20 protein-coding genes are annotated in these 22,824 nt (G+C 36.2%); 11 read left to right on the top strand and 9 right to left on the bottom strand.

Features of this window, described 5'->3' with window-relative positions; all coding sequences use genetic code 11:
- Positions 1–37 precede the first annotated feature (37 nt).
- Positions 38–559 (bottom strand): 5' nucleotidase, NT5C type, encoded by a 522-nt coding sequence (locus QWY86_RS08375; protein WP_290240818.1) that lies wholly within the window; start codon positions 557–559, stop codon positions 38–40.
- A 203-nt stretch (positions 560–762) separates the two neighbouring features.
- Here QWY86_RS08375 and QWY86_RS08370 point away from each other — a divergent pair, with 203 nt between their 5' ends.
- From QWY86_RS08370 to QWY86_RS08345, 6 genes are all read left to right on the top strand, one after another.
- Complete coding sequence (locus QWY86_RS08370; RefSeq protein WP_290240817.1) at positions 763–1,323, top strand: 30S ribosomal protein S16; 561 nt, start codon at positions 763–765, stop codon at positions 1,321–1,323.
- A 192-nt stretch (positions 1,324–1,515) separates the two neighbouring features.
- Positions 1,516–2,043 (top strand): ribosome maturation factor RimM, encoded by a 528-nt coding sequence (gene rimM, locus QWY86_RS08365; RefSeq protein WP_290240814.1) that lies wholly within the window; start codon positions 1,516–1,518, stop codon positions 2,041–2,043.
- Positions 2,044–2,134: 91 nt separating this feature from the next.
- Positions 2,135–2,809: a tRNA (guanosine(37)-N1)-methyltransferase TrmD gene (gene trmD, locus QWY86_RS08360; protein WP_231458543.1), complete on the top strand. Its 675-nt coding sequence runs from the start codon at positions 2,135–2,137 to the stop codon at positions 2,807–2,809.
- Positions 2,810–2,946: 137 nt separating this feature from the next.
- A complete protein-coding gene (gene rplS, locus QWY86_RS08355; protein WP_353958908.1) occupies positions 2,947–3,294 on the top strand; it encodes a 50S ribosomal protein L19 in 348 nt (115 codons plus the stop codon).
- 71 nt (positions 3,295–3,365) lie between these two features.
- The gene (locus QWY86_RS08350) at positions 3,366–4,535 is read left to right on the top strand and encodes a mechanosensitive ion channel family protein (protein ID WP_290240809.1); all 1,170 of its coding nucleotides are present in this window, start codon (positions 3,366–3,368) and stop codon (positions 4,533–4,535) included.
- A gap of 67 nt (positions 4,536–4,602) precedes the next feature.
- On the top strand, positions 4,603–4,740 hold the full coding sequence (locus tag QWY86_RS08345; RefSeq protein WP_290240807.1) for a hypothetical protein: 138 nt from the start codon (positions 4,603–4,605) through the stop codon (positions 4,738–4,740).
- A gap of 250 nt (positions 4,741–4,990) precedes the next feature.
- Here QWY86_RS08345 and QWY86_RS08340 read toward each other — a convergent pair whose 3' ends face one another.
- From QWY86_RS08340 to QWY86_RS08330, 3 genes are all read right to left on the bottom strand, one after another.
- Positions 4,991–5,650, bottom strand: a complete 660-nt coding sequence (locus QWY86_RS08340) for a phosphatidylserine decarboxylase family protein (RefSeq protein WP_290240804.1) — start codon at positions 5,648–5,650, stop codon at positions 4,991–4,993.
- 54 nt (positions 5,651–5,704) lie between these two features.
- Positions 5,705–6,247, bottom strand: coding sequence for a hypoxanthine phosphoribosyltransferase (gene hpt / locus QWY86_RS08335; RefSeq protein WP_290240802.1), 543 nt, complete (start codon positions 6,245–6,247; stop codon positions 5,705–5,707).
- A gap of 61 nt (positions 6,248–6,308) precedes the next feature.
- Positions 6,309–8,453, bottom strand: coding sequence for a transglycosylase domain-containing protein (locus tag QWY86_RS08330; RefSeq protein WP_290240800.1), 2,145 nt, complete (start codon positions 8,451–8,453; stop codon positions 6,309–6,311).
- A 131-nt stretch (positions 8,454–8,584) separates the two neighbouring features.
- Here QWY86_RS08330 and QWY86_RS08325 point away from each other — a divergent pair, with 131 nt between their 5' ends.
- The 3 genes from QWY86_RS08325 to QWY86_RS08315 are packed head-to-tail and all read left to right on the top strand — an operon-like array spanning position 8,585 to position 10,626.
- Positions 8,585–9,661, top strand: coding sequence for an Mrp/NBP35 family ATP-binding protein (locus tag QWY86_RS08325; protein WP_290240798.1), 1,077 nt, complete (start codon positions 8,585–8,587; stop codon positions 9,659–9,661).
- Positions 9,662–9,695: 34 nt separating this feature from the next.
- Positions 9,696–9,941: a NifU family protein gene (locus tag QWY86_RS08320; RefSeq protein ID WP_029274884.1), complete on the top strand. Its 246-nt coding sequence runs from the start codon at positions 9,696–9,698 to the stop codon at positions 9,939–9,941.
- A gap of 46 nt (positions 9,942–9,987) precedes the next feature.
- The gene (locus QWY86_RS08315) at positions 9,988–10,626 is read left to right on the top strand and encodes a hypothetical protein (RefSeq protein WP_290240791.1); all 639 of its coding nucleotides are present in this window, start codon (positions 9,988–9,990) and stop codon (positions 10,624–10,626) included.
- Positions 10,627–11,065: 439 nt separating this feature from the next.
- Here the strand turns inward: QWY86_RS08315 and def are convergent, their stop codons facing one another.
- The 3 genes from def to QWY86_RS08300 form a co-directional block, all read right to left on the bottom strand.
- On the bottom strand, positions 11,066–11,626 hold the full coding sequence (gene def / locus QWY86_RS08310) for a peptide deformylase (protein ID WP_290240789.1): 561 nt from the start codon (positions 11,624–11,626) through the stop codon (positions 11,066–11,068).
- Positions 11,627–11,771: 145 nt separating this feature from the next.
- Positions 11,772–13,004, bottom strand: a complete 1,233-nt coding sequence (locus tag QWY86_RS08305; protein WP_290240787.1) for a M16 family metallopeptidase — start codon at positions 13,002–13,004, stop codon at positions 11,772–11,774.
- Between the two features lie 130 nt (positions 13,005–13,134).
- Positions 13,135–15,285 (bottom strand): S9 family peptidase, encoded by a 2,151-nt coding sequence (locus tag QWY86_RS08300; RefSeq protein ID WP_290240785.1) that lies wholly within the window; start codon positions 15,283–15,285, stop codon positions 13,135–13,137.
- Positions 15,286–15,546: 261 nt separating this feature from the next.
- Between QWY86_RS08300 and mfd the strand changes: the two genes are divergently transcribed.
- Together mfd and QWY86_RS08290 are read left to right on the top strand one after the other, a co-directional pair.
- Complete coding sequence (gene mfd, locus QWY86_RS08295; RefSeq protein ID WP_290240783.1) at positions 15,547–18,885, top strand: transcription-repair coupling factor; 3,339 nt, start codon at positions 15,547–15,549, stop codon at positions 18,883–18,885.
- A gap of 1 nt (position 18,886) precedes the next feature.
- Complete coding sequence (locus QWY86_RS08290; protein WP_290240781.1) at positions 18,887–19,108, top strand: DUF3820 family protein; 222 nt, start codon at positions 18,887–18,889, stop codon at positions 19,106–19,108.
- Positions 19,109–19,264: 156 nt separating this feature from the next.
- On the opposite strand, the gene QWY86_RS08285 is transcribed toward QWY86_RS08290, so the two are convergent.
- The gene (locus QWY86_RS08285; RefSeq protein WP_290240779.1) at positions 19,265–19,981 is read right to left on the bottom strand and encodes a DsbA family oxidoreductase; all 717 of its coding nucleotides are present in this window, start codon (positions 19,979–19,981) and stop codon (positions 19,265–19,267) included.
- Between the two features lie 91 nt (positions 19,982–20,072).
- Positions 20,073–22,769, bottom strand: a complete 2,697-nt coding sequence (locus QWY86_RS08280; protein WP_290240778.1) for a M14 family metallopeptidase — start codon at positions 22,767–22,769, stop codon at positions 20,073–20,075.
- Positions 22,770–22,824 lie beyond the last annotated feature (55 nt).

Below are 22,824 nucleotides of genomic sequence, written 5' to 3'. Positions count from 1 at the left end.
TGGAAGATTTCCTCACTACAGTCGAAATGATGGCATATTAAAGTAATAGCTTAGCAACATCTTGCCAATTATTAACCCTTTCATATTCGGTGATTAATAAATTATGAGGCGAAGTGTATAACAAGGGTCTTCCTTTAAAATTCACAAAATTTTTAATTCGGTCATCAATCAAGACATCAACCTCAACAATTTTATTTCCGCAAAACATAATGTGTTGCCAATCCATAAAGGGAAAATGTTCAGCAAGCCAATCGTATTTATCTACCAATGAATTTCTAAACTCCATCGCAGCCGAAACAATGTAAACATCATACTTTTCTTGCAACGCTCTAATCACTTCCTGACTATCCGGAATAACAGCTAAATCGCGAAAAAAACCGGGTTCATTAATGTATTCAAACCACTTTTGATTAACATCTTGAGGAATTTGCATAAACACTTCGTTGCCGGGTTCAATTTCTAAATCAAGTGGTACTCCAAAATCACGGTTGTAAAGTTGTATAAATTTAGGGATGACATCGGCAATAACCTCATCCATATCAATGGCAATTCTATCCATGCTGTAAAGATAAATGAACAGGGATGAAACAACAAGGATAAAAAAATCAAATCCTATATTGAAGCTGTCATATTTTAAATGCCTTTACTCTTTGTTCTTTAATCCTTTTTTCAATTTGCAAAGTATCAATACATTACTTATCTTTGCAACCCCGCAGCACGAAGCTCCGGGAACTATGTTGAATACATAAATAAAATTGAAAAATGGCAACTAAAATCAGATTGCAAAGATTCGGTAAAAAAGGGAAACCTTTTTTCCACGTAGTGGTAGCAGATTCTCGCTCTCCACGTGATGGTAAATTTATTGAGCGTTTAGGTTCTTACAACCCAAATACCAATCCTGCAACCATCGAAATTAATTTCGAAAAAACTTTAGCTTGGGTTAACAGTGGTGCACAACCAACTGATACCGCTCGTGCTATCCTTTCTTACAAAGGTGTTTTATACAAAAAACACTTAGAAGGTGGTGTTAAAAAAGGCGCTTTAACTCAAGAACAAGCAGATGCTAAATTTGCTGAATGGTTAGATGCAAAAGCTGGTAAAATTTCTGGTAAAACAGAAGGTTTAGCAACTTCTAAAGCAGATGCTCGTAAAGCAGCTTTAGTAGCAGAAGCTAAGAAAAAAGAAGATAGAGCAGCAGCAATTGCAGCTAAAAACGCACCAGTTGCAGAAGAAGTTGTTGAGGAAGAAGCTCCAGCTGTTGAAGCTGAAGCAACTGAAGAGGCTCCTGCAGCAGAAGCAACTAAAGAAGAAGGCGCAGAATAATTTAAATTATTTTGATGCAAAAAATAGCGTTTCGATTATTCGAAGCGCTATTTTTATTTAAAAAGAAACCCAAATAGTGCCCGTCATTGCGAGGCACGAAGCAATCTCTATGTATTGTAGATAATAATTTAAGTGAGATTGCCTCAGCTGACGAAAAAATCAGCTTTGCAATAAAGAATAAAAATAAGCTGTATGAAACACGAAGAAGCATTTTACATAGGTTACGTTACCAAAACCAGGGGTTTAAAAGGTGAGGTTCAGATATTTTTTGAATTTGATGAATATGAACAACTCGATTTTGACATCGTTTTTGCTGATATGAATGGTAAACTTGTACCCTATTTTGTAGCATCAGCAAAATTGCAAGCAAATAAAACCGGTTATTTTAATTTTGATGATGTTGACCATATTGACAAAGCGCAGCCACTATTAAAAAAGAAGCTTTATCTACCTATTGAAAAAATGCCGGAAAGCGATGGCGATGAGTTTTTCTATACTGATTTAAAAGGATTTTTGGCTGTTGACGAAACATTAGGTGAATTAGGCGAGATCATGGAGGTTAATGAATATCCTCAACAATTTGTGGCAACAGTTCTGTATAAGGAAACTGAAATTCTTTTTCCGCTAAATGAAGATTTTATTGTTGAAATTGATGATGAAGAGAAAGTTTTAACGCTCGATTTACCTGAGGGATTATTGGACGTTTATCTGGAGAAATAAATTAAAAATATTTTATGCATTAAATTATTAATGCAGTTAGTGCCTTAACACATTTCCATTTTACAACTTTCATTTTCCATATCTTTGCATTATGCGTTTTGATATTATAACTGTTCTTCCGGCATTATTAGAAAGCCCTTTTGCCCATTCAATTTTGCAAAGAGCGCAAAAAAAAGGTATCGCAGAAATTGTGGTACATAACCTTCGTGATTACGCTACGAACAAGCAAAAAAGTGTAGATGATTACCAGTATGGCGGCGGAAGTGGAATGGTAATGAGTATTGAGCCATTTGCGGCATGTATAGAAAAGCTTCAGGCAGAAAGAACTTATGACGAAATTATCTTTATGAGTCCGGATGGTGTTACGCTTAACCAAAGCACCGCTAACGAACTTTCTATCAAGAAAAATATCATCATTTTATGCGGCCATTATAAAGGTATAGATCAGCGCATTCGAGATATTTATGTGACCCGCGAAATTTCTGTAGGAGATTATGTTTTAAGTGGCGGAGAATTACCTGCAGCAATAGTTGTAGATGCTGTTGTTAGATTAATTCCTGGTGTATTAAATGATGAAACCTCGGCTTTATCTGACAGCTTTCAAGGTGAGCTTTTAGATGCCCCGGTTTACACACGCCCGGCAGATTGGCGTGGGCATAAAGTACCCGATGTTTTGTTAAGCGGACATGAAGCTAAAGTTAACGAATGGAGGCACGAACAGGCTTTGGAACGCACCAAACAACGCCGTCCTGACCTTTTGGAATAGAAGCATTTAACCCTTTAGATTGTGGATTTCATAAAGATTGTGGAAAAAATAAAAATTACTTTTTTTTATAAAAAAAATTCCCTAATATTGCAATCCGATTTTCACGGGTTGAAATATCGATTTAATAGCTTAAAATCATGGATTTAGTAAAATTTGTTGAAGAGCAGGCCATCGCGAAAAAAGATTTTCCTGCGTTCAAGTCTGGCGATACAGTGAGCGTACACTATAAAATTCGCGAAGGTAATAAAGAACGTATTCAGATTTACCAAGGTGTTGTTATTCAACGCAACAGTGCTGGTGCTAACGAAACTTTCACAGTTCGTAAGATTAGTAACAGTGTTGGTGTTGAGCGTATTTTCCCTATCAATTCTCCAAACATCGAGAAGGTAGAGGTGAATAGCTATGGTAAAGTTCGTAGAGCGAAATTATTCTACTTACGTGCTTTAACTGGTAAAGCTGCTCGTATCAAATCTTTAAGAAAATAATATTCTTTATTATAAGATATAGCCTTCACGATTAATTTCGTGGAGGTTTTTTTGTTTATACATTTGTTTCTATGTTAGATTCCGCATTTTTTGAACAAGTTTTTTGGGGTAATACAGTAAAGGCTTATTGTCTATTCGGTGGTATTCTTTTGTTCGGATTGATATTTAAACGTATTGTTTCGAAACTTTTAAGCAAGCTGTTATTTAAGCTTTTCAAAAAATTCTCTCAGCAATCGCATGATGAGGCTTTTGTTGCCTTATTGGTAAAACCAATAGAAACATTCATTCTGCTGGCTACTTTATACCTGTCCATTAATCAGCTTAAACATCCCTTAGAAGTTGCGCTTTTTCATTACAGCAAATTAGTGGGAAAGGTAAAAGAGTCAATTCCGGTGAGCATTGGCGATTGTATTGATAGAATTTTTCTATTCATGATAATCGTTTCGGTATTTTGGATTATTCTGAGGATTATCGATTTTATCAGTCACGTTTTATTATTCAGAGCATCGTTAACAGATAATAAATCCGACGACCAATTAGTGCCTTTTCTTAAGGAGCTATTTAAAACACTCGTGATATTTATTGGCTTTTTTACGCTTTTAGGCTTTGTATTTGAAGTTAATGTACTAACATTGATTACCGGACTTGGCATTGGCGGTATTGCAATCGCGTTGGCAGCTAAAGAGAGTTTAGAAAATCTGATAGGTTCTTTCACCATATTTTTAGATAAGCCTTTTGTGGTTGGCGATTTGGTAAAGGTTGATGGTGTTGAAGGAACTGTCGAAAAAGTTGGCTTTAGAAGCACCCGAATCCGTACATCAGAAAAAACGATGGCAACCATCCCAAACAGAGGAATGATTGATGGCGTTTTAGAAAATCTTTCACTTAGAAATTCCCGCAAGGTTGCCTTTATAATTGGTTTAACCTATGAAACTAATGCTGGTTCTGTTAAAAAAATTGTATCAGAAATTGAAGATTATATAACAAGTATAGAAGGCACGGCTGATGTGAGTGCATCTTTCAAAAGCTTCGGAGAATCGGGCTTGAATATCGAAGTTTCTTACTTTTTTACAATTTTGGATAACTCAAAATTCGTACAAATAAGACAGGAAATTAACTTGCAGATTATGGATATCGTGATGCGTAACAAATCTGATTTTGCTTATCCAACCCAAAGATTAATCGGTGATATACCTTTAACAAGCCACGATAAAGAAGTGGGCAATGATGCAATAGATTAGGGAATTGCACATTTATGCAAATAATTTGCATGAATTAATATAAACAGGTAACCAATATTTTTTTGAAATGAAAGTTCATCATTTCATGGCTTACTGTAGTCCCGCTTTACTTCCTGCCGATGAAAAATCGGCATCCATCCAATCGGGTTTAGATACAGTGGCTTGTACAAGAAAGCCCCTCAAAACGGCTACCGCTCAAAATTAAATAGCCCCGACATAGCGAAAATCCTTTTGGGCGTAAAAACCTTAATTGAGCGGCAACAATACCCAAAAGATTGTAGCATTGGCGGGACTGACATAACCAAAGAACTCCAATTATTGCGCTATAAAATATCATTTAAAGCCAAAATAATAAAGAGCTTCACTAAACTTTAAATCAGATTTACAAAACTAGCAGCGCTAAAAAAAAGCGATTTGATAATCCAAATCGCTCTTTTTAATAACTTATAAATTACTTAGCTTAATGTAGCTAAAGTGGTTATTCCACCTTTTACAACCTGATTAAGTTCTACATTAACTTTTGTTCCAATCGGAAGAAAAATATCTACACGAGAACCAAATTTGATAAAGCCAAACTGTTCAGCTTGTTTAACATTATCGCCTTCTTTTATGTACCATACAATTCTGCGAGCTAAAGCACCTGCAATTTGACGGAATAAAATTGATGTCCCATTTGTATGCTCCACCACAGTCGTAGTTCTTTCATTTTCTGTTGATGATTTAGGATTCCAGGCAGCTAAATACTTACCAGGATGGTATTTAAAAAACTTTACAACACCTGATATTGGATTGCGGTTAATATGAACGTTAACCGGCGACATAAAAATGGAAACTTGTAACCGTTTATCTTTAAAATATTCGCCTTCTTCCGTTTCTTCAATTACCACAACTTTTCCATCTGCAGGGCAAATAACTAAGTTATCTCCCGATGAAAAAGTACGGCTAGGGTTACGGAAAAACTGCAATACAGTTAAGAATAAAACCGCCGAAAGTATATATATAAACCAGCGTAACCAAGTTACATCGTAATATTTATAATCTACAAATGCGTTGAGGATAAAAACAAATAATACCGTTAATGCAATTGAGGTATAGCCTTCTTTGTGTATGGTCATTTTACTAAAAATTATTGCGCAAAGGTGCGAAAAATAAATTAATGTAATTAGAAATTATTCGCCAGTTGCCCTGTAAATATCCGTTAGGTTTCTGCCAAGTCCGTTATAATCTAAGCCATAACCTACCACAAATTCGTTGGGGATTTCAAAACCAATATAATCCAATTCATCAATTTGATGTTTAAGTGCTGCGGGCTTAAGCAATAAGGAGGCAACTTTAACAGATGCCGGATTTTTTTCCTTAATAGTTTTCAAGATGTGTGTCAGTGTTAATCCTGTATCCACAATATCTTCAACAATAACAATATCTCTTCCATCTAAATTATCAGGCAAGCCAATCAATTCTTTAACATTTCCTGAACTTTCTGTGCCTTGATAAGAGGCCACACGCATAAAAGCAACTTCACAAGGCACATCAATTTCCTTTATTAAATCGGCCATAAAAAGAAAACTTCCGTTTAATACGCCAATAAATAAAGGACATTTTCCTTCATAATCTACATTCATTTGAATGCCCAAAAGTCTAATGCGCTTGTTTAGTGTATCGTTTTCTAAAAAAATCTCAAACTCCTTATCTTCTACTTTTATTTTATGCATTTGTTTTTGTAATATTTAATGTTGGAACGTTAAATCTTGAAAATTGCGGAGGTTTAACTGACTATTGCCCGTTTTCAAGCGCTCTTTCTTTCCTTCGCTGTTCCCTTCGTTCTTGCCTTAATTGTTTTTTTGTTTTAGATGTATCAGCAGGTTTAGCGGTTGCGGTGTCTTTGTTTGCGCCACCAAAAATTCGATCGAAAAGATTTTTATTCTTATCCTGCATCACAATAGGTGGCATTTCGCTGTCATCGTCATCAAATGCAGTTGTATCAACCAAAGCAGTATCAGGTGCTAAATATTGCCTTAAACCTTCACGCAGGCGAACATTGTAAAATCCATAGCCTGAAGTATCAGAAGGCGTTAAACCACGCCTTGCCATAATATTCCCCATAAACCTGAAATAATTATACATATAAGGTTTCAGACTTCCGTCGGCCATAAATTTGTACATAGAGGCTTTTGGTTTTGGTACAATGCTTGCTAAAAATAAGCCATCACCAATAGTTAAATCGGCTGGTTGCTTGCCAAAATAATATCGCGAAGCTTCTCCAATACCATAAATGTTTTGCCCAAGTTCCATAATGTTAAAATAAACCTCTAACATCCGTTGTTTACTTACCAGATGATTATGCTCAATAAGCCAAACAATTAAAATTTCTTCAGCTTTGCGGGCTAATGTTTTCTGTCGACTTAAATACACATTTTTAACCAATTGCATGCTGATTGTACTTCCACCACGCTTAAACTTTTTCTCCTTATAGTTAACAGCAATTGATTTTCTGATAGATTCTTCAACAAAACCATTGTGTGTGTAAAACGATGGATCTTCTGCCGTTAATACTGCATTGATAAAGTTTCTTGAAATTGAATTTAAAGGCGTAAAATTAGGATTAGACGGACCAATTGTTATATCTCGCATTGGTTTCCCATATTCGTATGGCGTATAAATAAACGGGCTATTAATTTTTTGAAGATTAGTTTTTCCCCATTGCAAAATTTTGAAACCAATTGGCGTTAAAGTAGAGCTGAAACGAACGCTATCTGGTATTTTTGTGTCCAAATAAAAGTTTAAATTATATTTCACTTTTCCCTGCACTTTTAAACCATCTAAAGATTCGAATAAGCCTTGCGGAAAAGCTTCGAAAATTGCTTGCGCATCTTGCTCTTCAGCATTAAGTTTAAGCTCGTAAATTTTATCTTTCCCTAAAGTATATTTTACAAAAGGATGGATAGATGCATTTTTCAAATATGCGGTTGATGTACTGTCTAATGCGATGTAATTTGGCCCGACCAAAACATCGGCATCTAATTTAGCACTTTGTACTATAATGTCATTTGATGCAATTCTAGGCTGATTTATCAACATATTTTTAACTGACCACGAACCAGAAATTTTGTAATCATCGCCACTGTATTTGGCGTTCTTAAGTTCGGTTTGCAAAGTATCAAAACTCAGCTTTGCATGTAATTTATTATTTAAGTAGGGTAGTTCGAGCTTTTTGCCATCAGCGTAAGCCGTAAAACTTAATTCTTTACTTCCGGGGTTTACGTAACCATCAATATGCCAGGTAGATTCTCCGGCATTTACATTAATGGTCGATTTTAAATCTCCGCCATCAATTTTTGCCTCAGTGGCAAAACTAAGCTTTGCGGTATCATGATCGTTGAACTTAAAAACCATATTTTTAACGTCCATGTCATCCGGAATTTTATATAGAACTTCGTTTAAAACGTTGTTGGCAATATCAGCTAAATTTACTTTACCCTTAGTTTCGGTGCTATCTTTCTTTTTTCTTTTTAAGATAAAATCGATATTTGTTGTCGAATCTTTGAGTACAACACTTACAAAACCATCATTCAATTTAATTTCTGATAACTTTACATTTCCAAAGATTAACGGAAATAACTTCACACCAATACTTAATTCGTTAATGTTTGTTAAGGTATCACGGTCTTTAGGTACTACAGAGATTGAGGTCATTTTTACGGTACTTAAACCCGTAAAACCCGATGTTCCAATCTTAACATCCAAACCATAATCTTTGTCGGCTTTTGCTATGGCTTTAGCCACCATTTTTTTCAGTAAAGCCTCTCTTTTGCTATAAGCAACCGCACCTAATGCAATACAAACAATGAAAAATACACCCAAAACCCAGGCGCCAATTTTTAAATATTTTTTTGGAATGTTAATTTTCGGTATCTGCATACAGTGCTAAAAATGGTTAATTGCTTAAACGTAACAATTAAATGTTTATTTCGTGTTAAAATTACAGTTAAAAACCCTAAATAAAAGTATTTATGGCGATGTTTTGTTAATTTTGAATTTAAATTAATCAGATGCAAATTAGCCCACAACAAGTATTAGATGCGCTTAAAAATGTTGAAGATCCAGACCTTAAAAAGGATTTGGTAACCTTAAACATGATTAAGGATTTAAACATCGTTGATAAAAATATCAATTTTACGCTCGAACTTACCACACCAGCATGCCCGATGAAGGATATGCTAAAAAACGCCTGCATAAACGCTATTAAACATTTTGTAGATGCTAACGCAGAAATTTCTATAAATATAACTTCGAGGGTTACGCAACCCGTTAATTCATCATCGTTAGATAACATCAAAAACATCATTTTGGTTTCATCTGGAAAAGGCGGAGTTGGTAAATCTACTGTATCTAGTAATCTGGCGGTTACGCTGGCTAAAGATGGAGCAAAAGTTGGTTTAATCGATGCCGATATTTACGGACCATCGGTACCTACAATGTTCGATTTGGTTGATGCTAAACCTGGTGCTGAAGAAACTGCAGATGGTAAAACTAAAATTATTCCTATTGAAAAATACGGAATCAAATTATTGTCGCTAGGTTTTTTTGCAGACCCTGGACAACCCGTGCCTTGGCGTGGACCAATGGCATCGAACGCGGTAAAGCAACTGTTTAACGATACAAACTGGGGCGAATTAGATTACTTAATTGTTGATTTACCTCCGGGCACTGGCGATATTCACATCACCATTACACAGAGTTTCCCAATATCGGGGGCGGTTGTGGTAACTACACCACAACAAGTTGCACTTGCCGATACACATAAAGGTTTGGCAATGTTCAGGATGCCAGGCATAAATATCCCGATTTTGGGTGTTGTTGAAAACATGTCGTATTTTACGCCCGCAGAACTACCAGATAATAAATATTACATTTTTGGTAAAGGTGGCGGCACAATTCTAGCCGAACGTTTTGATGTTCCATTTTTGGGTGAGATACCAATTGTACAAAGTATAGCAGAAGCAGGCGATAACGGCAAACCAGTTGCTTTAAACCAAAATCCTTTGATTGAAGAAATTTTTGGAGATATTGCCAGCAAGATTGCACAGCAAATATCCATCAACAATGCGCAAATGGCGAATTGCTAAAAAATTACTATTTTTATACCTTAAAAAACAAATAATGAATTTAACAGAGCAAGTAGAACAGGCATTGGAAACTATCAGGCCATATTTAAAGGCCGATGGGGGTGATGTTTCTGTTGAAGAAATTACATCCGAAGGAACAGTAAAACTTAAACTTTTAGGTAATTGTGGCTCGTGCCCGATGAGTTTTATGACCATGAAATCGGGCATTGAACAGGCGATTATGAAAGCCGTTCCGCAAATTACTTCAGTTGTTGCGGTAAATATGGCCGAACAAGATTAACAATATTTAACAATCACATTTATTTTTTAAAATTACATTTGTCTTAATGAGATATTGTGTTGCCCTAATTTGTCTTCTTTTTTCCCTAACCGCTTTTGCACAACAAAAGCCGGCACAGGATAAACTGATTCAATTTTCGGGAATAATTACAGATATTGATAGTACAAATGTTATCCCATATGTAACCATGACTAATCTTTCTGCAAACAGCAAACGAGTTGCAGCAGATTATCGGGGTTATTTCTCTTTCATTGTAAATCCTGGAGATACGATTTTATTCACCGCAATAGGTTATAAAAAATTCTCGACCGTAATTCCTCAAAGTACACCCGATAGCAAGTACACCATTATGGTAAAGTTAAAGGCAGAGGTTATTAATTTACCAACAGTTAGGGTTTTTCCTTGGGCCACAACCGAAGAATTTACCAAAGATTTTTTGTCAATGAAAATCGCTGATGATGATATGGCGATTGCAAAAAGAAACCTTTCTCGCTCATCCATAAATGGCATGATTCAAGCTTTACCGCGTGATGCACAAGAAATTGGAAGTCAGAATTATCGATATAATTTCGATAGGATGATTAACAAAAATATGGTGCAAACCAACCCATTGTTAAATCCTTTTGCATGGGGTAAATTAATGCAATCCATCTTTGATGGCGATAGAAGCCGAAGCGAGAATTAGATATGAAATCTGTCATTGCTTGGCACAGTTCATCCCGGCCCTTCTGGAAAGCAATCTTCAGCGAAAAAAACGTCTTCATTTCTTCTTAAATATTTCTATAAATTTAGTAATAGCGCATATTATACTTTGGGCGTTACCCAAGCTACGCAAGGGTCGGGCTTTTCAGGGCTTCGCTGCGCTACGGTACCGATAAAAAATCGGCACTAAACCCTTCCAATCCCTAACGCAAAACCCACACCCTATGTGAAAGTGCAAGCCGAAATTGTTGAGCTTTTTGGCGATTATCAGGCGCAGCGTCATTGCGAGGTACGAAGCAATCTTACTATAAACGTCATGACATCCAGCACTTAAAGATTGCTTCGTACCTCGCAATGACGAATCCATTTAATAAAAAAAGGGAAAACGTTTCCATTTTCCCTTTAACATCTTCCATCAAATATTATCTTCTTTTACTCTTATTCGGAAACTTCATTTTGTAATCCGTTTTTATATTTCCTTTAGAGATAGCGTCTAACTTACTTTTCAACATGGTTTTACGCAAAACGCTGACCTTATCTGTAAAAAGTTTGCCTTCTATATGGTCATACTCATGCTGAATAACCCTAGCTGCTAAACCGTCCACATCATCCGTATGCTCTACGAAGTTTTCATCAAAGTAATTGATTTTAATGTTTGGCTTACGTGATATATTTTCACGGATATCAGGAATGCTCAAACAACCTTCGTTAAAAACCCAAGGTTCGCCTGTTTCTTCAATAATTTGAGCGTTGATGAAAACCTTTTTGTAACCTGCAGAACCATCCTCATCTTCGCCAGTATCAACTATAAATAATCGAATTGGTAAACCGATTTGTGGTGCAGCAAGACCAACACCATTTGCATAATACATGGTATCAAACATATCGCTAATCAGCTGCTTTAATTCCGGATAATTTTCTTCTATATCGGCACCTACTCTTTTCAAAACAGGATCTCCGTAGGCTACTATTGGTAGTTTCATTGTGTATTATATTAATCAGGGTTTAATCTGAGTATTTTTTTAACGTTTTGTCAGTCTCTGAGCCTGTCGAAGACTTTTGTAGTCCCCTTCCTTCGTCAAGCTCAGGATGACACGGCGATGCATTGTGATTTTACAAAAATAACAATTATTCCAGTATTGGGCTGAAAGTAAAAATATTCAATTGTTCTGGAGCGAAAACTTCATCTACAATTTGCGCAATTTCGTTAGCACTAACTTTGTTAATTTTTTCAAAAACCTGTTCTAAAGAATCGATTTTATTATGATCGATTAAACTTTTTGCCATCGAAATAATTAAACCAATTCTGTTTTCTTCGCCTAAAGCAATTTGTCCAATAAATTTGTTTTTTGCTTTCTGTAATTGTAATTCATTCAATGGATTATCTTTAAGCTTCTTCATTTCTTTGAAAATTAAAGACAATGCTTTTTGATGTTTTTCTTTATCAGTTCCAAAATAAATTGAAAAGATTCCGGTATCACTTAATGGCGAAAAATTCGATTCGATTGTATAAGCAATTCCATACTTTTCTCTTATCTGCAAATTTAAAACAGAACTCATTCCATTGCCGCCAAAATAATTATTTAACAACATTAAACCTGCTTTATTTTTGTGGTGAGTAGAATAAGCTTGTGCCCCAAGTATACAATGCGATTGCATAATAGGCTTGTAAATATTGGTAGTTTTAACATTTAAAACTTCAGGTTTTATTCTTTTTCTTGCTGGTGTGTTCTCTTCCACATCGGCGAAATGTTTTGTGCCTTTAGCAACAACACTTTTTAAACTATAATCACCTAAAACGGCAATTACAATTTCATTTGTTCTATAGTTTGTTTTGCGAAAATCTAAAACATCTTCACGGGTAAAGTTATTTACAGAATCTGTTGTACCTAAAATATTATTGCCTAAGGCATTGCCAGCAAAAAGCATGTCTTCAAAATCATCTGTAATGGCTTCTTCGGGTTGGTCTAAATAAGACGCAATTTCATCGAGAATAACGCTTTTTTCCTTATCCATTTCTTCTTCTGGGAAAGTAGAGTGAAAAATGATATCGTTAAAAAGCTCTAAAGTTCTATCCAAATAAGGGTTTAAAAACGAAGCATGAACGCAGGTGTATTCTTTAGTTGTATAAGCATTCAAATCTGCACCAACACTTTCCAGACGATTTAAAATTTGGTTGGTGCTTCGCTTTTCAGTTCGTTTAAAAATTAAGTGCTCGATAAAATGTGCCAAACCAGCTTTACCTTTAGGTTCATCTCTCGAACCAGTATTTATGATAATGCAAGCATGTGATATAGTAGAAGCCGAAGGTACATGCATTATGCGAATGCCGTTCGGTAAGGTATGAACATTGTATTCCATTGGTTGGCAAAGATACGGCTAATTGATAATAAGGAGGCTTTGTTATTTTATTGCAATTGTAAAAGCAGTTTCAATTTATGCAAAAAAGCCGTTTAGAAATTTCTAAACGGCTGTAAAATTTATATGATGATTACTTATTTATACCTTCCAAAGCAAATAAAAATGCCCATCTAAGTGATACATCTTTTAAATAATCGAAACGACCAGATGCGCCACCATGTCCAAATTCCATGTTGGTTTTTAGCAACAGTACATTCTTATCAGTTTTTGTTGCTCGCAATTTTGCAACCCATTTTGCAGGCTCGAAATATTGAACCTGACTATCGTGTAAGCCGGTAGTTACAAGCATATTAGGGTAAGCTTTTTTCTCTACATTTTCATAAGGAGAGTAGCTTTTCATATAATCGTATGCTTCTTTTTTCTTCGGATTTCCCCACTCGTCGAATTCATTAGTCGTTAAAGGAATGCTTTCATCAAGCATTGTGTTAATTACATCAACAAAAGGAACATCTGCTATAACACCATTCCATAAATCTGGTGCCAAATTTACAACCGCACCCATTAATAAACCACCAGCACTTCCGCCTTGCGCATATAAATGCCCTTTTGAAGTATATTTTTGGTCAACCAAGTATTCGCCGGCAGCTATAAAATCGGTAAAGGTGTTTTTCTTTTTCATTAATTTACCATCTTCATACCATTGACGACCCATTTCTTGTCCGCCACGAATATTTGCTATTGCAAAAACAAATCCCCGATTTAACAGACTTAATCTTGGAGAAGAAAATGTTGCATCGGTGCTTGATCCGTAAGAACCGTATGCATAAAGCAAGAGTGGCGAATTACCGTTTTTCTCAAAACCTTTTTTGTAAACCAAGGCAATTGGAATTTTAGTTCCATCTTTTGCGGTTGCAAAAACACGTTCAGTTACGTAATCATCGGCTTTGTAGCCACCAATAACTTCTTGTTGCTTCATTAATTTTTTATCCTTTTTCTCTAAATCATAATCATAAGTAGAGCTAGGCGTAGTTAGTGATGTGTAAGAATAGCGAAGTGTTTTTGTATTATATTCTGGGTTTGCACCAGCTCCGGCAGAATAAACAGGTTCATCAAATTTAATGTAATAATCGCTTCCATCGTTTTTCAAAACATGCAGTTCAGTTAAACCGTTTTTACGTTCAGATAGCACCAAATAATCCTTAAATTCTTCCCCATATTCAAGTAAAACATCTTTACGATTTGCAATTACTTCTTTCCAATTCGCCTTTTCAGTTTTATCCAATGGGCATTCCATTAACCTGAAGTTTTTAGCATCCCAATTTGTTACGATGTAGAATTTATTATCTACAGGAAGTACATCGTACAGAACATCTTTCGAACGAGCTGAAAAAACTTTAAACGCCGATTCTGGTTTGTCTGCATCAATCATCCTCATTTCGTTGGTTAATGTTCCGGCAGAAGAGATAAAAATATATTTGCCATTTTTAGATTTACCAACGCCAATATAATTGGTGTTATCTTTCTCATCGTAAACCACAGCATCCGTTTTTGCATCAGCACCAAGTGTGTGCTTTTTAATCTTTTCGCTTAATAAAGTAACCGGGTTTTTTGAAGTATAAAAGAATGTTTTGTTATCATTTGCCCAAGCAACTGCGCCTTGAGTATTGGTAATTGCATCTTTTAAAATCTCTCCGGTTTCTAAATTTTTAATATTGATGGTGTATTGTCTGCGAGAAACCATATCTACGCCGTAAGCCAATAATTTATTATCCGGACTAACACTAAAGCCTGTTGCGCTGTAGTAAGAGTGCCCTTTGGCTAAATCATCAACGTCGAGTAACACTTCTTCTTTGGCTGTTAAACTGCCTTTCTTACGGCAATATTTATAGTATTGTTTGCCATCTTCTGTGCGGGTATAATAAAAATAACCATTTCTGAAAACAGGCACCGATTCATCTTTCTCTTTAATTCTGCCTTTCATTTCCTTAAACAATTCCGACTGAAACTTTTCCGTCCCTTTCATCATTGTGTCTAAGTAATTATTTTCGGCCTTTAAATAATCAACAACTTTTGTACTATCCGGCCCTTTCTTAAAATAATCAATCATCCAGTAATAATTATCTACAACCGTATCGCCATGGATGATTCTTTTATGCGGCTTAATTTCTGCTATCGGCGCTTTCGCATCGGGCCATTTTATGGGTTCCATTTTTTCTTTCTCTGGGGTGTTACAAGCCGAGATTGCACTTAGCAAAATCAACGATGGGAAAATATATTTCATAACTGGTTTGATTTAGGTAATGGCAATTTAACAATTTTTAAGTATTTATTTGAACCCAGGCCTTCAGCTTTTATGGTTAATTTCTTCTTGAGTTGTATAGTTGTTTTGGGTGGTAAATCGAATACCTTCGATGTCTAAGATAAGAAGACTAATTATTCTATTGCGCCTAAAACATTATTCTAATTAAAAACCTTCGGGTAGTTTGGTGGTTAATTATATTATAAAAACATCAATTAAGAAATAAACCTTAAATTTGTATTAGTGAATATCCGCGATTTAATAAACCGATACAAAACCGACGATAGGGTAACTGCTTTTACAAAAGCTTTAAATTCAGCAAAAAATCCAAAAATTCAGTTAAAAGGATTAGTCGGCTCTGCCGATGCTGTAGTTGCACTTTCTTCATACTTTCTGCTTCATAAACCATTATTGTTTATATTCCCAGATAGGGAAGAAGCCGCCTACTTTCAGTCTGATTTAGAAAGCGTGCTGGATAAGCAAGTTTTATTGTTTCCTTCTTCCTACCGTAAATCTTTTGATTTTACACAGGTAGATACCGCAAATGTTTTGGCCAGAGCTGAGGTTTTAAACGAATTAAACCACGATTCGGAATATGGAAAGATTGTTGTTTCCTATCCAGAAGCTATTGCTGAAAAAGTTATAGACCGTTCTGCTTTAGAAAAAAACACATTAGAAATTGCGGTTGGCGCCAAACTTGGCATCGATTTCATTAATGAGTTTTTAATTGATTATGATTTCGACCGCCGTGATTTTGTTTATGAACCCGGGCAGTTTTCAATCCGTGGTGGAATTGTAGATATTTTCTCTTTTTCTTCTGATTTACCTTTCCGTATCGAATTTTTTGGCGATGAAGTGGAAAGCATCCGCAGTTTTGATATCGAAAGTCAGCTTTCGGTTGCAGACACAAAATCGCTTACCATTGTACCAAATGTACAAGCCAAGTTTCTAACGGAAAGCAATATTAGCATTTTAGATTACATTGATGCCGATACGCAACTTTGGTTTAAGGATATAGAATTTACGCTTGATATTGTAAAAGCAGGCTTCAAAAAAGCCGTTGAACTTTGGAAAGCATTATCTGCAGAGGATAAAGCGAAAAACCCTGAATGGATTGACCCGAAATTTGCCTTTACGGACGAAAAATTACTTGGTGATCATCTTCAGGATTTCCCGATAATAGAATTTGGGAAGCAATTTTTTTATCAAACAGATAATCGTTTTGAGTTTGAAACTCGTCCGCAGCCTTCGTTTAATAAAGATTTTAACCTGTTAATTCATAATTTAAAGGAAAATGAAAAAGCTGGGATTGTAAACTTCATCTTTACCGATTCGCCTAAGCAAATTGAGCGTTTATACGCCATTTTAGATGATATTGATAAAAGCGCAAAGTTTACCCCAATAAATAGCATGTTGCGTGAAGGTTTTGTAGATGCACAAATTCAAACTGCATTTTACACCGACCATCAAATTTTTGATCGTTACTATAAATACAAGCTTAAAAAAGGTTACCAGAAAAGCCAGGCGATAACTTTAAAAGATTTAAGGGAATTAAAATCTGGGGATTATGTTACGCATATTGACCATGGAATTGGCAAGTACGCGGGTTTAGAAAAAGTTGAGGTTAATGGTAAAGTACAGGAAATGATTCGTTTGATTTATGCAGACAATGATTTACTCTACGTAAACATTAACTCTTTAAATCGCATTGCGAAATATAGCGGTAAAGAAAGTGGTGTTCCAAAAATGAATAAGCTTGGAACCGATGCCTGGGATAAGCTAAAAAAAACTACTAAAAAAAAAGTTAAAGATATTGCCCGGGATTTGATTAAGCTTTATGCCATTCGAAAAACACAGGCAGGTACTGCTTTTTCTCCTGACGGATATTTACAAACAGAATTAGAGGCTTCATTTATTTATGAGGATACACCCGACCAGTTAAAAGCGACTCAGGATGTAAAGAAAGATATGGAATCGCCGCACCCAATGGATAGGTTAGTTTGTGGCGATGTTGGTTTTGGGAAAACAGAAATTGCGGTTCGTGCTGCTTTCAAGGCCGTTGCAGAAGGTAAACAAGCGGCAATTCTAGTTCCCACAACTATTTTAGCTTTACAGCATTTTAAAACTTTTTCTTCGCGTTTAAAAGATTTTCCAGTTACGGTAGATTATATAAATCGCTTTAAAACATCAAAACAAATTAAAGATACATTGGCCGAAGCTGCCGGTGGCAAGGTTGATATTTTAATCGGTACGCATCGTTTACTAAGTAAAGATGTAAAGTTTAAAGACCTCGGCATTATGATTATTGACGAGGAGCAAAAATTTGGTGTAACCGCAAAAGAAAAGCTAAAAGCTTTAAGGGTAAATGTGGATACACTTACCTTAACCGCAACGCCGATTCCAAGAACGCTGCACTTTTCGTTGATGGGTGCAAGAGATTTGTCTATTATTAGCACTCCACCACCAAACAGGCAGCCTGTAAGTACAGAATTACATGTTTTTAACGATAAATTAATTCAGGAAGCTGTACAATTTGAGTTGGACAGAGGTGGCCAGGTTTTCTTTATCCATAACCGGGTAAATGATTTGCCGCAACTTGGCGGATTGATTAAAAAACTTGTTCCGAAAGCTCGAATTGGTATTGCTCATGGGCAGTTAGATGGTGATGCGCTTGAAGATGTGATGCTCGATTTTATAAATGGCGAAAAAGATGTTTTGGTTGCTACAACAATTATCGAAGCTGGTTTGGATATTCCGAATGCCAATACAATCATTATAAACCATGCCCACATGTTTGGTTTAAGTGATTTACACCAAATGCGTGGACGAGTAGGAAGAAGCAATAAAAAAGCTTTTTGTTACCTTTTATCTCCGCCATTGTCTACCTTAACTTCTGAAGCTAGAAAGCGATTAAGTGCAATTGAAGAGTTTTCTGATTTAGGCAGTGGTTTCAATGTTGCCATGCGAGATTTGGATATCCGCGGTAGCGGAAATTTATTAGGGGCAGAACAGAGTGGTTTCATTGCTGAAATTGGCTTTGAAATGTACCATAAAATTTTAGACGAAGCTATTCAAGAGCTAAAAGAAGCAGAGTTTAAAGGATTATTTGAAAATGAGCCTGCTCGTCCGTTTGTTGGCTTTACTCAAGTTGATACCGATTTAGAGCTTTACATTCCGGATGCTTACATAACCAATATTACAGAGCGATATAATCTCTACACCGAATTATCGAAATTAGAAAACGAAACAGATTTAGCCGTATTCGAAAAGCATTTGGCTGATAGATTTGGTCCGGTACCTACACAAGTAAAAACCATGTTAAGCGTGGTTAGGTTACAGTGGTTGGGTAAAAAGTTAGGCTTTGAAAAAATCAGTTTTAAGAAAAACAGTTTGCGTGGTTATTTTTTAAGCGATAAACAATCGAAATATTTTGATACGGATACCTTTACCAAAATTTTAAGCTTTGCTCAAAATCATCCACGAATGTGTAATTTAAAAGAGGTAAAAAACACTTTGCGTATTGCATTTGATAATATTTCAAATGTTGAAGAAGCAATACAGGTTTTAGAATTGATTGACTAAAATGGAACCAACGCTACTCCTCGATTTAGTTAAAATGCAAATGCCTTATGGTAAGTATAAAGGCTATTTAATTTGCAATATCCCTGAAAGTTATTTGCTTTGGTATAAAGATAAAGGCTTTCCAAAGGGAAAACTTGGAGATTTAATGGCAACAATGTTTGAAATTCGGGTTAATGGATTGGAGTATTTATTAACACCGTTGAAAGGGAAGACTAAAGTATAAATTTTCGGTGTGTGGACACAGGCCGAGAAGGTAAGCAGATACTTTCATAAAATCGTCATTGCGAGGCACGAAGCAATCCTACAACAATTGTTAAAACATAAAATGCTTTAAGATTGCTTCGTGCCTCGCAATGACGGAACTAAATATTTAAACCATCTAAATCGCACAACCATTTTCATCACAAACTGCATCATCATTTTTATTTAATGAGGTGAGTTGTGATTTAGGTTGAGTTTCTTTCCACTCCTTAAAACTTTGTGTTAAAGCATCGGTAAAGGCTTGTACGGGCTGCGCTCCGGAAACGCCGTATTTTCTATCCATTACAAAATATGGAACACCACGAATGCCTAAATTTTGACTTTCATAAACATCGTAACGAACAGCTTCTGCAAATTCATCGCCCTTTAAAACCTTTTCAGTTTCTGATTTATCCAAACCAATTTTTTGAGCAAGCTGAAGCAAAATTGAATTTTCGGCAACATTTAATCCTTTTACAAAATGAGCTTCAAAAATTTTTTCCTCGGCTAAATCTTGCAAACCATGCTTTGCCGCCAAATGGATTATACGATGCGCATCAAATGAATTTGCTGGAATATTTTTGTCAAAATCAATATTTAACCCAGCATTCGCAGCCATATCAACAACCTGTTTAGTCATTTGCTTGGCCTGCTCAATCGGCATTCCTTTACTTCTTGATAAATAATCGTAAATCGTTTCATTATTTGTATTTTGATACTCGGGATTGAGCTGGTAGCTTTTCCATTCAACTTCTATCTCATTTTTGAAGGGTAATTTATCAATCGCCTTTTCAAAATGACGTTTCCCGATATAGCAAAACGGACACATTACATCCGACCAGATTTCTACTTTCATATTGTAAAATTAGTCGATTGCATTTTAAGCTAAGTAAGCTAAAAGTAAAAAGCCGCTAACCAAATGGTTAACGGCCTTAACAAATAGTTTGTTATTTATAAAGCTGATTAAATATCAACTTAAATGTACCATGGGTTTGTGCTCTAAACGCAACCTCCGGACCAAATGCCAGCAGTTTTCCTTTGCCGATTTTAGCTTCAAAAGCAGTTACACCGTCTTGTAAATACGCTTGTCCCCATGCCCAACCACTACGTAATGGCGTAGCAGAGTTGAACCACATTAAAGGTTTAATTTTTCCGTTCGCAATGGCATCTCCGGTTAATTTAAAAACCGGACTATTGTCGAAATAAACATCTGCTTCTTTCTCCATGCCCCAGTTTGCAGGTTGTGTCGTATCAACTTCAACATTAAGTACACTTCCCGGTACATAATATTTTTCGTCTGGCAATCTTTTTTCTACTCCGTTAACAATTTCCATCATCGCATTGCGGACTGGTAAACCTAAATGATAAGCAAGGTTTGTGCTCGAACCAATCGCTACCACACTTCCGCCATCTTCAATAAATTTTTTAATTTGAGGAATTGATTTATCGGGGGTGATTCTGCCGGTTTGCTTTTTATATTCTTCCGGAACGTTTTGAGCCGTTTGCGCAGCAAAACCTCCTCCACCACGACCTGTAGCACCTGCCGATGGCAGGGCAGGAATTGCGCCGCCTACAAATAAAATTACATCATACTTTGATTTTAAATTCCCGGCATCAATGTCTTGAGGATAAATAATTGTTGCGTTGTAATGGTATTGCTCCATCATCCAGCGTACCCAACCCGAAGCCATCGAACCACCATAAGTATCCCAAATTGCAATTCTTCCGGCATTAACCTTTAACTTATTACTTGGTGCAGCGGCCGATTTAATTTTTACATTAGCTTTTTCCAAAATGCTTTTTGCATTTCCAGAAGCGGATACATAGAAATCGCCATTTTCCGGAGAACGATAAACATCAGCCTTTGCTTTTAAAAGGTCGTTTACCGCAACGTAAGAATCGTTTTGAGCGGCACTTAAAACATAGTTGGAACCAGAAGGAATTTTGTTTTCTGGTTTTAATAGTTGTCCGAATGGTATTCTTTCGAAAGGACCATTAAAATCTTCCTGAAACCTATCGAATTTAACATCCATCATGTAAGCCAATGTCCATCCCGCTGCATCGTATGGTGCTGTTGGTGCGCTACCCTCGTATTTAAAATCATTAGGGTGGTCTTGTGGCTCAAACATATCTAAAACATGCGGACGGAAAGCCTGATCTGTTTTAACAACATAACTTCCGGCCGGATATTTTTTGCCAGCTACAGTAAATGGAGCTGTCGCTTTCTGCACTAAAATTCCGGTTCTAATCAAGGCATTTAAGAACTTAATAGCAGAGTTAAAATCAGGTTGATCAGCTGATAAAATATATCCCCTTGGGTCGCGATTCGCCGGAGCCGTCATTACGGTGTCAAAAGCTTTAGTGCTTATCGTTCTTCTTCCAAATTCGCCTACAACAGCTGTTTGTGCTTTTGCCGCAGCATTTATTGCACCAATTTTTTTTGGTGAGAAAGACCAATTGTCCTTGTTTCCTCTTTCAATAGAGTTTCTACCCATTTGGTAAATATTAAACAGCAATTCATCGTGGTAACGTTGTGCATAACCCAAAACCGCATAATTTAACGAGACCGAATAATCTATAGCGTTTTTGAAGTACCATTTTCTTGGCGTAATTGGATTTGGTGAATCGCCGTTAGGTAATAATCTCGAAGGAACCAAAGGAATTTCAGAAGGTGTTGGACTACCCACAATTTCTGTCAGTAAACCAATCATATTGTGAAAATAAGTTGTAGTACGCAAACCGCCATTATACCAGGTCGAAAAAACAGAACCACCTCTTTGCGTATAGCCAGGTTTTCCTTCAACATTCATTCGATTATGCATTGCTGCACCAACCGCGTCTAAGCTTGTTAATATCGTTGCATCGAAAACATAATTAAACGGATCGCGGTAAGGCGGCCCGGCAACTACAGTACCAGCAGGACCAGCCTGGTGGTGATTATACATAATTTGAGGAATCCACTCTACAAAAAGCTGACGGCCCATATTTTGCGTTTCCTTTAAGTTTAGCATAAAAAAATCGCGGTTATTGTCATGTCCGGCATATTTTTCATACAATCTTGGCAGCCCCGAAGTTGTTCTTTTTTTGGGGTCTTTCTCTTTCATATACCAATCACTCACCAATTCCTGTCCGTCAGGATTTGCATGGGTGAAAAGAATAATGACGTCATCCAAAATTCTCTTGGTTTCGGCATCTGTTTTCGAAGCAAATTCATAAGCCGTTTGAATAAGCTGATGTGCTCCAACAACTTCTGTTGCATGTAAACCTCCATCTATCCAAACCACAGCTTTACCTTCTTGGGCAAGTGCTTTGGCTTGTTCTTTTGTAAGTTCTGCATGTGCCAATTGCTGCGAAATCTCCTTATATCTGTCTAGTTTCTTGATATTTTCCGGAGAACTTACAACAAGCATATACTGACTTCTGCCCTCTTCGGTTTTACCGATATCTACTAGCTTAACTCGTTTAGAAGTTTCAGCAAGTTTTTTAAAATAAGCTTCTGTTTGTGTGTAATTGGCAAGCTGATAATCATCGCCAATATCAAAACCAAAATGGCTTTTGGGGCTTGGTACTTCTTGAGCAACAGCGAAACTGCTACCCGATATTAAAAAAGCAAAGCACAGCTTTTTAAAGTAGTTTTTAATCATAATTTAAGAAAGTTTGGTTGGTTGGAATCAAATATAATCAGAAAAGCCGCTTTAA

The organism is Pedobacter aquatilis (genome assembly GCF_030409415.1).
Lineage (GTDB): Bacteria > Bacteroidota > Bacteroidia > Sphingobacteriales > Sphingobacteriaceae > Pedobacter > Pedobacter aquatilis.
This window is presented reverse-complemented; position numbering and strand designations above follow the sequence as displayed.

Coding starts and splice junctions, on each gene's coding strand:
- QWY86_RS08280 (WP_290240778.1), bottom strand. CDS start 22,769: ATGATTAAAAACTACTTTAAAAAGCTGTGCTTTGCTTTTTTAATATCG.
- trmD (WP_231458543.1), top strand. CDS start 2,135: ATGCGTTTTGATATTATAACTGTTCTTCCGGCATTATTAGAAAGCCCT.
- QWY86_RS08305 (WP_290240787.1), bottom strand. CDS start 13,004: ATGGAATACAATGTTCATACCTTACCGAACGGCATTCGCATAATGCAT.
- hpt (WP_290240802.1), bottom strand. CDS start 6,247: ATGCATAAAATAAAAGTAGAAGATAAGGAGTTTGAGATTTTTTTAGAA.
- QWY86_RS08285 (WP_290240779.1), bottom strand. CDS start 19,981: ATGAAAGTAGAAATCTGGTCGGATGTAATGTGTCCGTTTTGCTATATC.
- rimM (WP_290240814.1), top strand. CDS start 1,516: ATGAAACACGAAGAAGCATTTTACATAGGTTACGTTACCAAAACCAGG.
- QWY86_RS08340 (WP_290240804.1), bottom strand. CDS start 5,650: ATGACCATACACAAAGAAGGCTATACCTCAATTGCATTAACGGTATTA.
- def (WP_290240789.1), bottom strand. CDS start 11,626: ATGAAACTACCAATAGTAGCCTACGGAGATCCTGTTTTGAAAAGAGTA.
- QWY86_RS08300 (WP_290240785.1), bottom strand. CDS start 15,285: ATGAAATATATTTTCCCATCGTTGATTTTGCTAAGTGCAATCTCGGCT.
- QWY86_RS08370 (WP_290240817.1), top strand. CDS start 763: ATGGCAACTAAAATCAGATTGCAAAGATTCGGTAAAAAAGGGAAACCT.
- QWY86_RS08375 (WP_290240818.1), bottom strand. CDS start 559: ATGGATAGAATTGCCATTGATATGGATGAGGTTATTGCCGATGTCATC.
- QWY86_RS08325 (WP_290240798.1), top strand. CDS start 8,585: ATGCAAATTAGCCCACAACAAGTATTAGATGCGCTTAAAAATGTTGAA.
- QWY86_RS08315 (WP_290240791.1), top strand. CDS start 9,988: ATGAGATATTGTGTTGCCCTAATTTGTCTTCTTTTTTCCCTAACCGCT.
- QWY86_RS08330 (WP_290240800.1), bottom strand. CDS start 8,453: ATGCAGATACCGAAAATTAACATTCCAAAAAAATATTTAAAAATTGGC.
- QWY86_RS08290 (WP_290240781.1), top strand. CDS start 18,887: ATGGAACCAACGCTACTCCTCGATTTAGTTAAAATGCAAATGCCTTAT.
- QWY86_RS08345 (WP_290240807.1), top strand. CDS start 4,603: ATGAAAGTTCATCATTTCATGGCTTACTGTAGTCCCGCTTTACTTCCT.
- QWY86_RS08320 (WP_029274884.1), top strand. CDS start 9,696: ATGAATTTAACAGAGCAAGTAGAACAGGCATTGGAAACTATCAGGCCA.
- QWY86_RS08350 (WP_290240809.1), top strand. CDS start 3,366: ATGTTAGATTCCGCATTTTTTGAACAAGTTTTTTGGGGTAATACAGTA.
- rplS (WP_353958908.1), top strand. CDS start 2,947: ATGGATTTAGTAAAATTTGTTGAAGAGCAGGCCATCGCGAAAAAAGAT.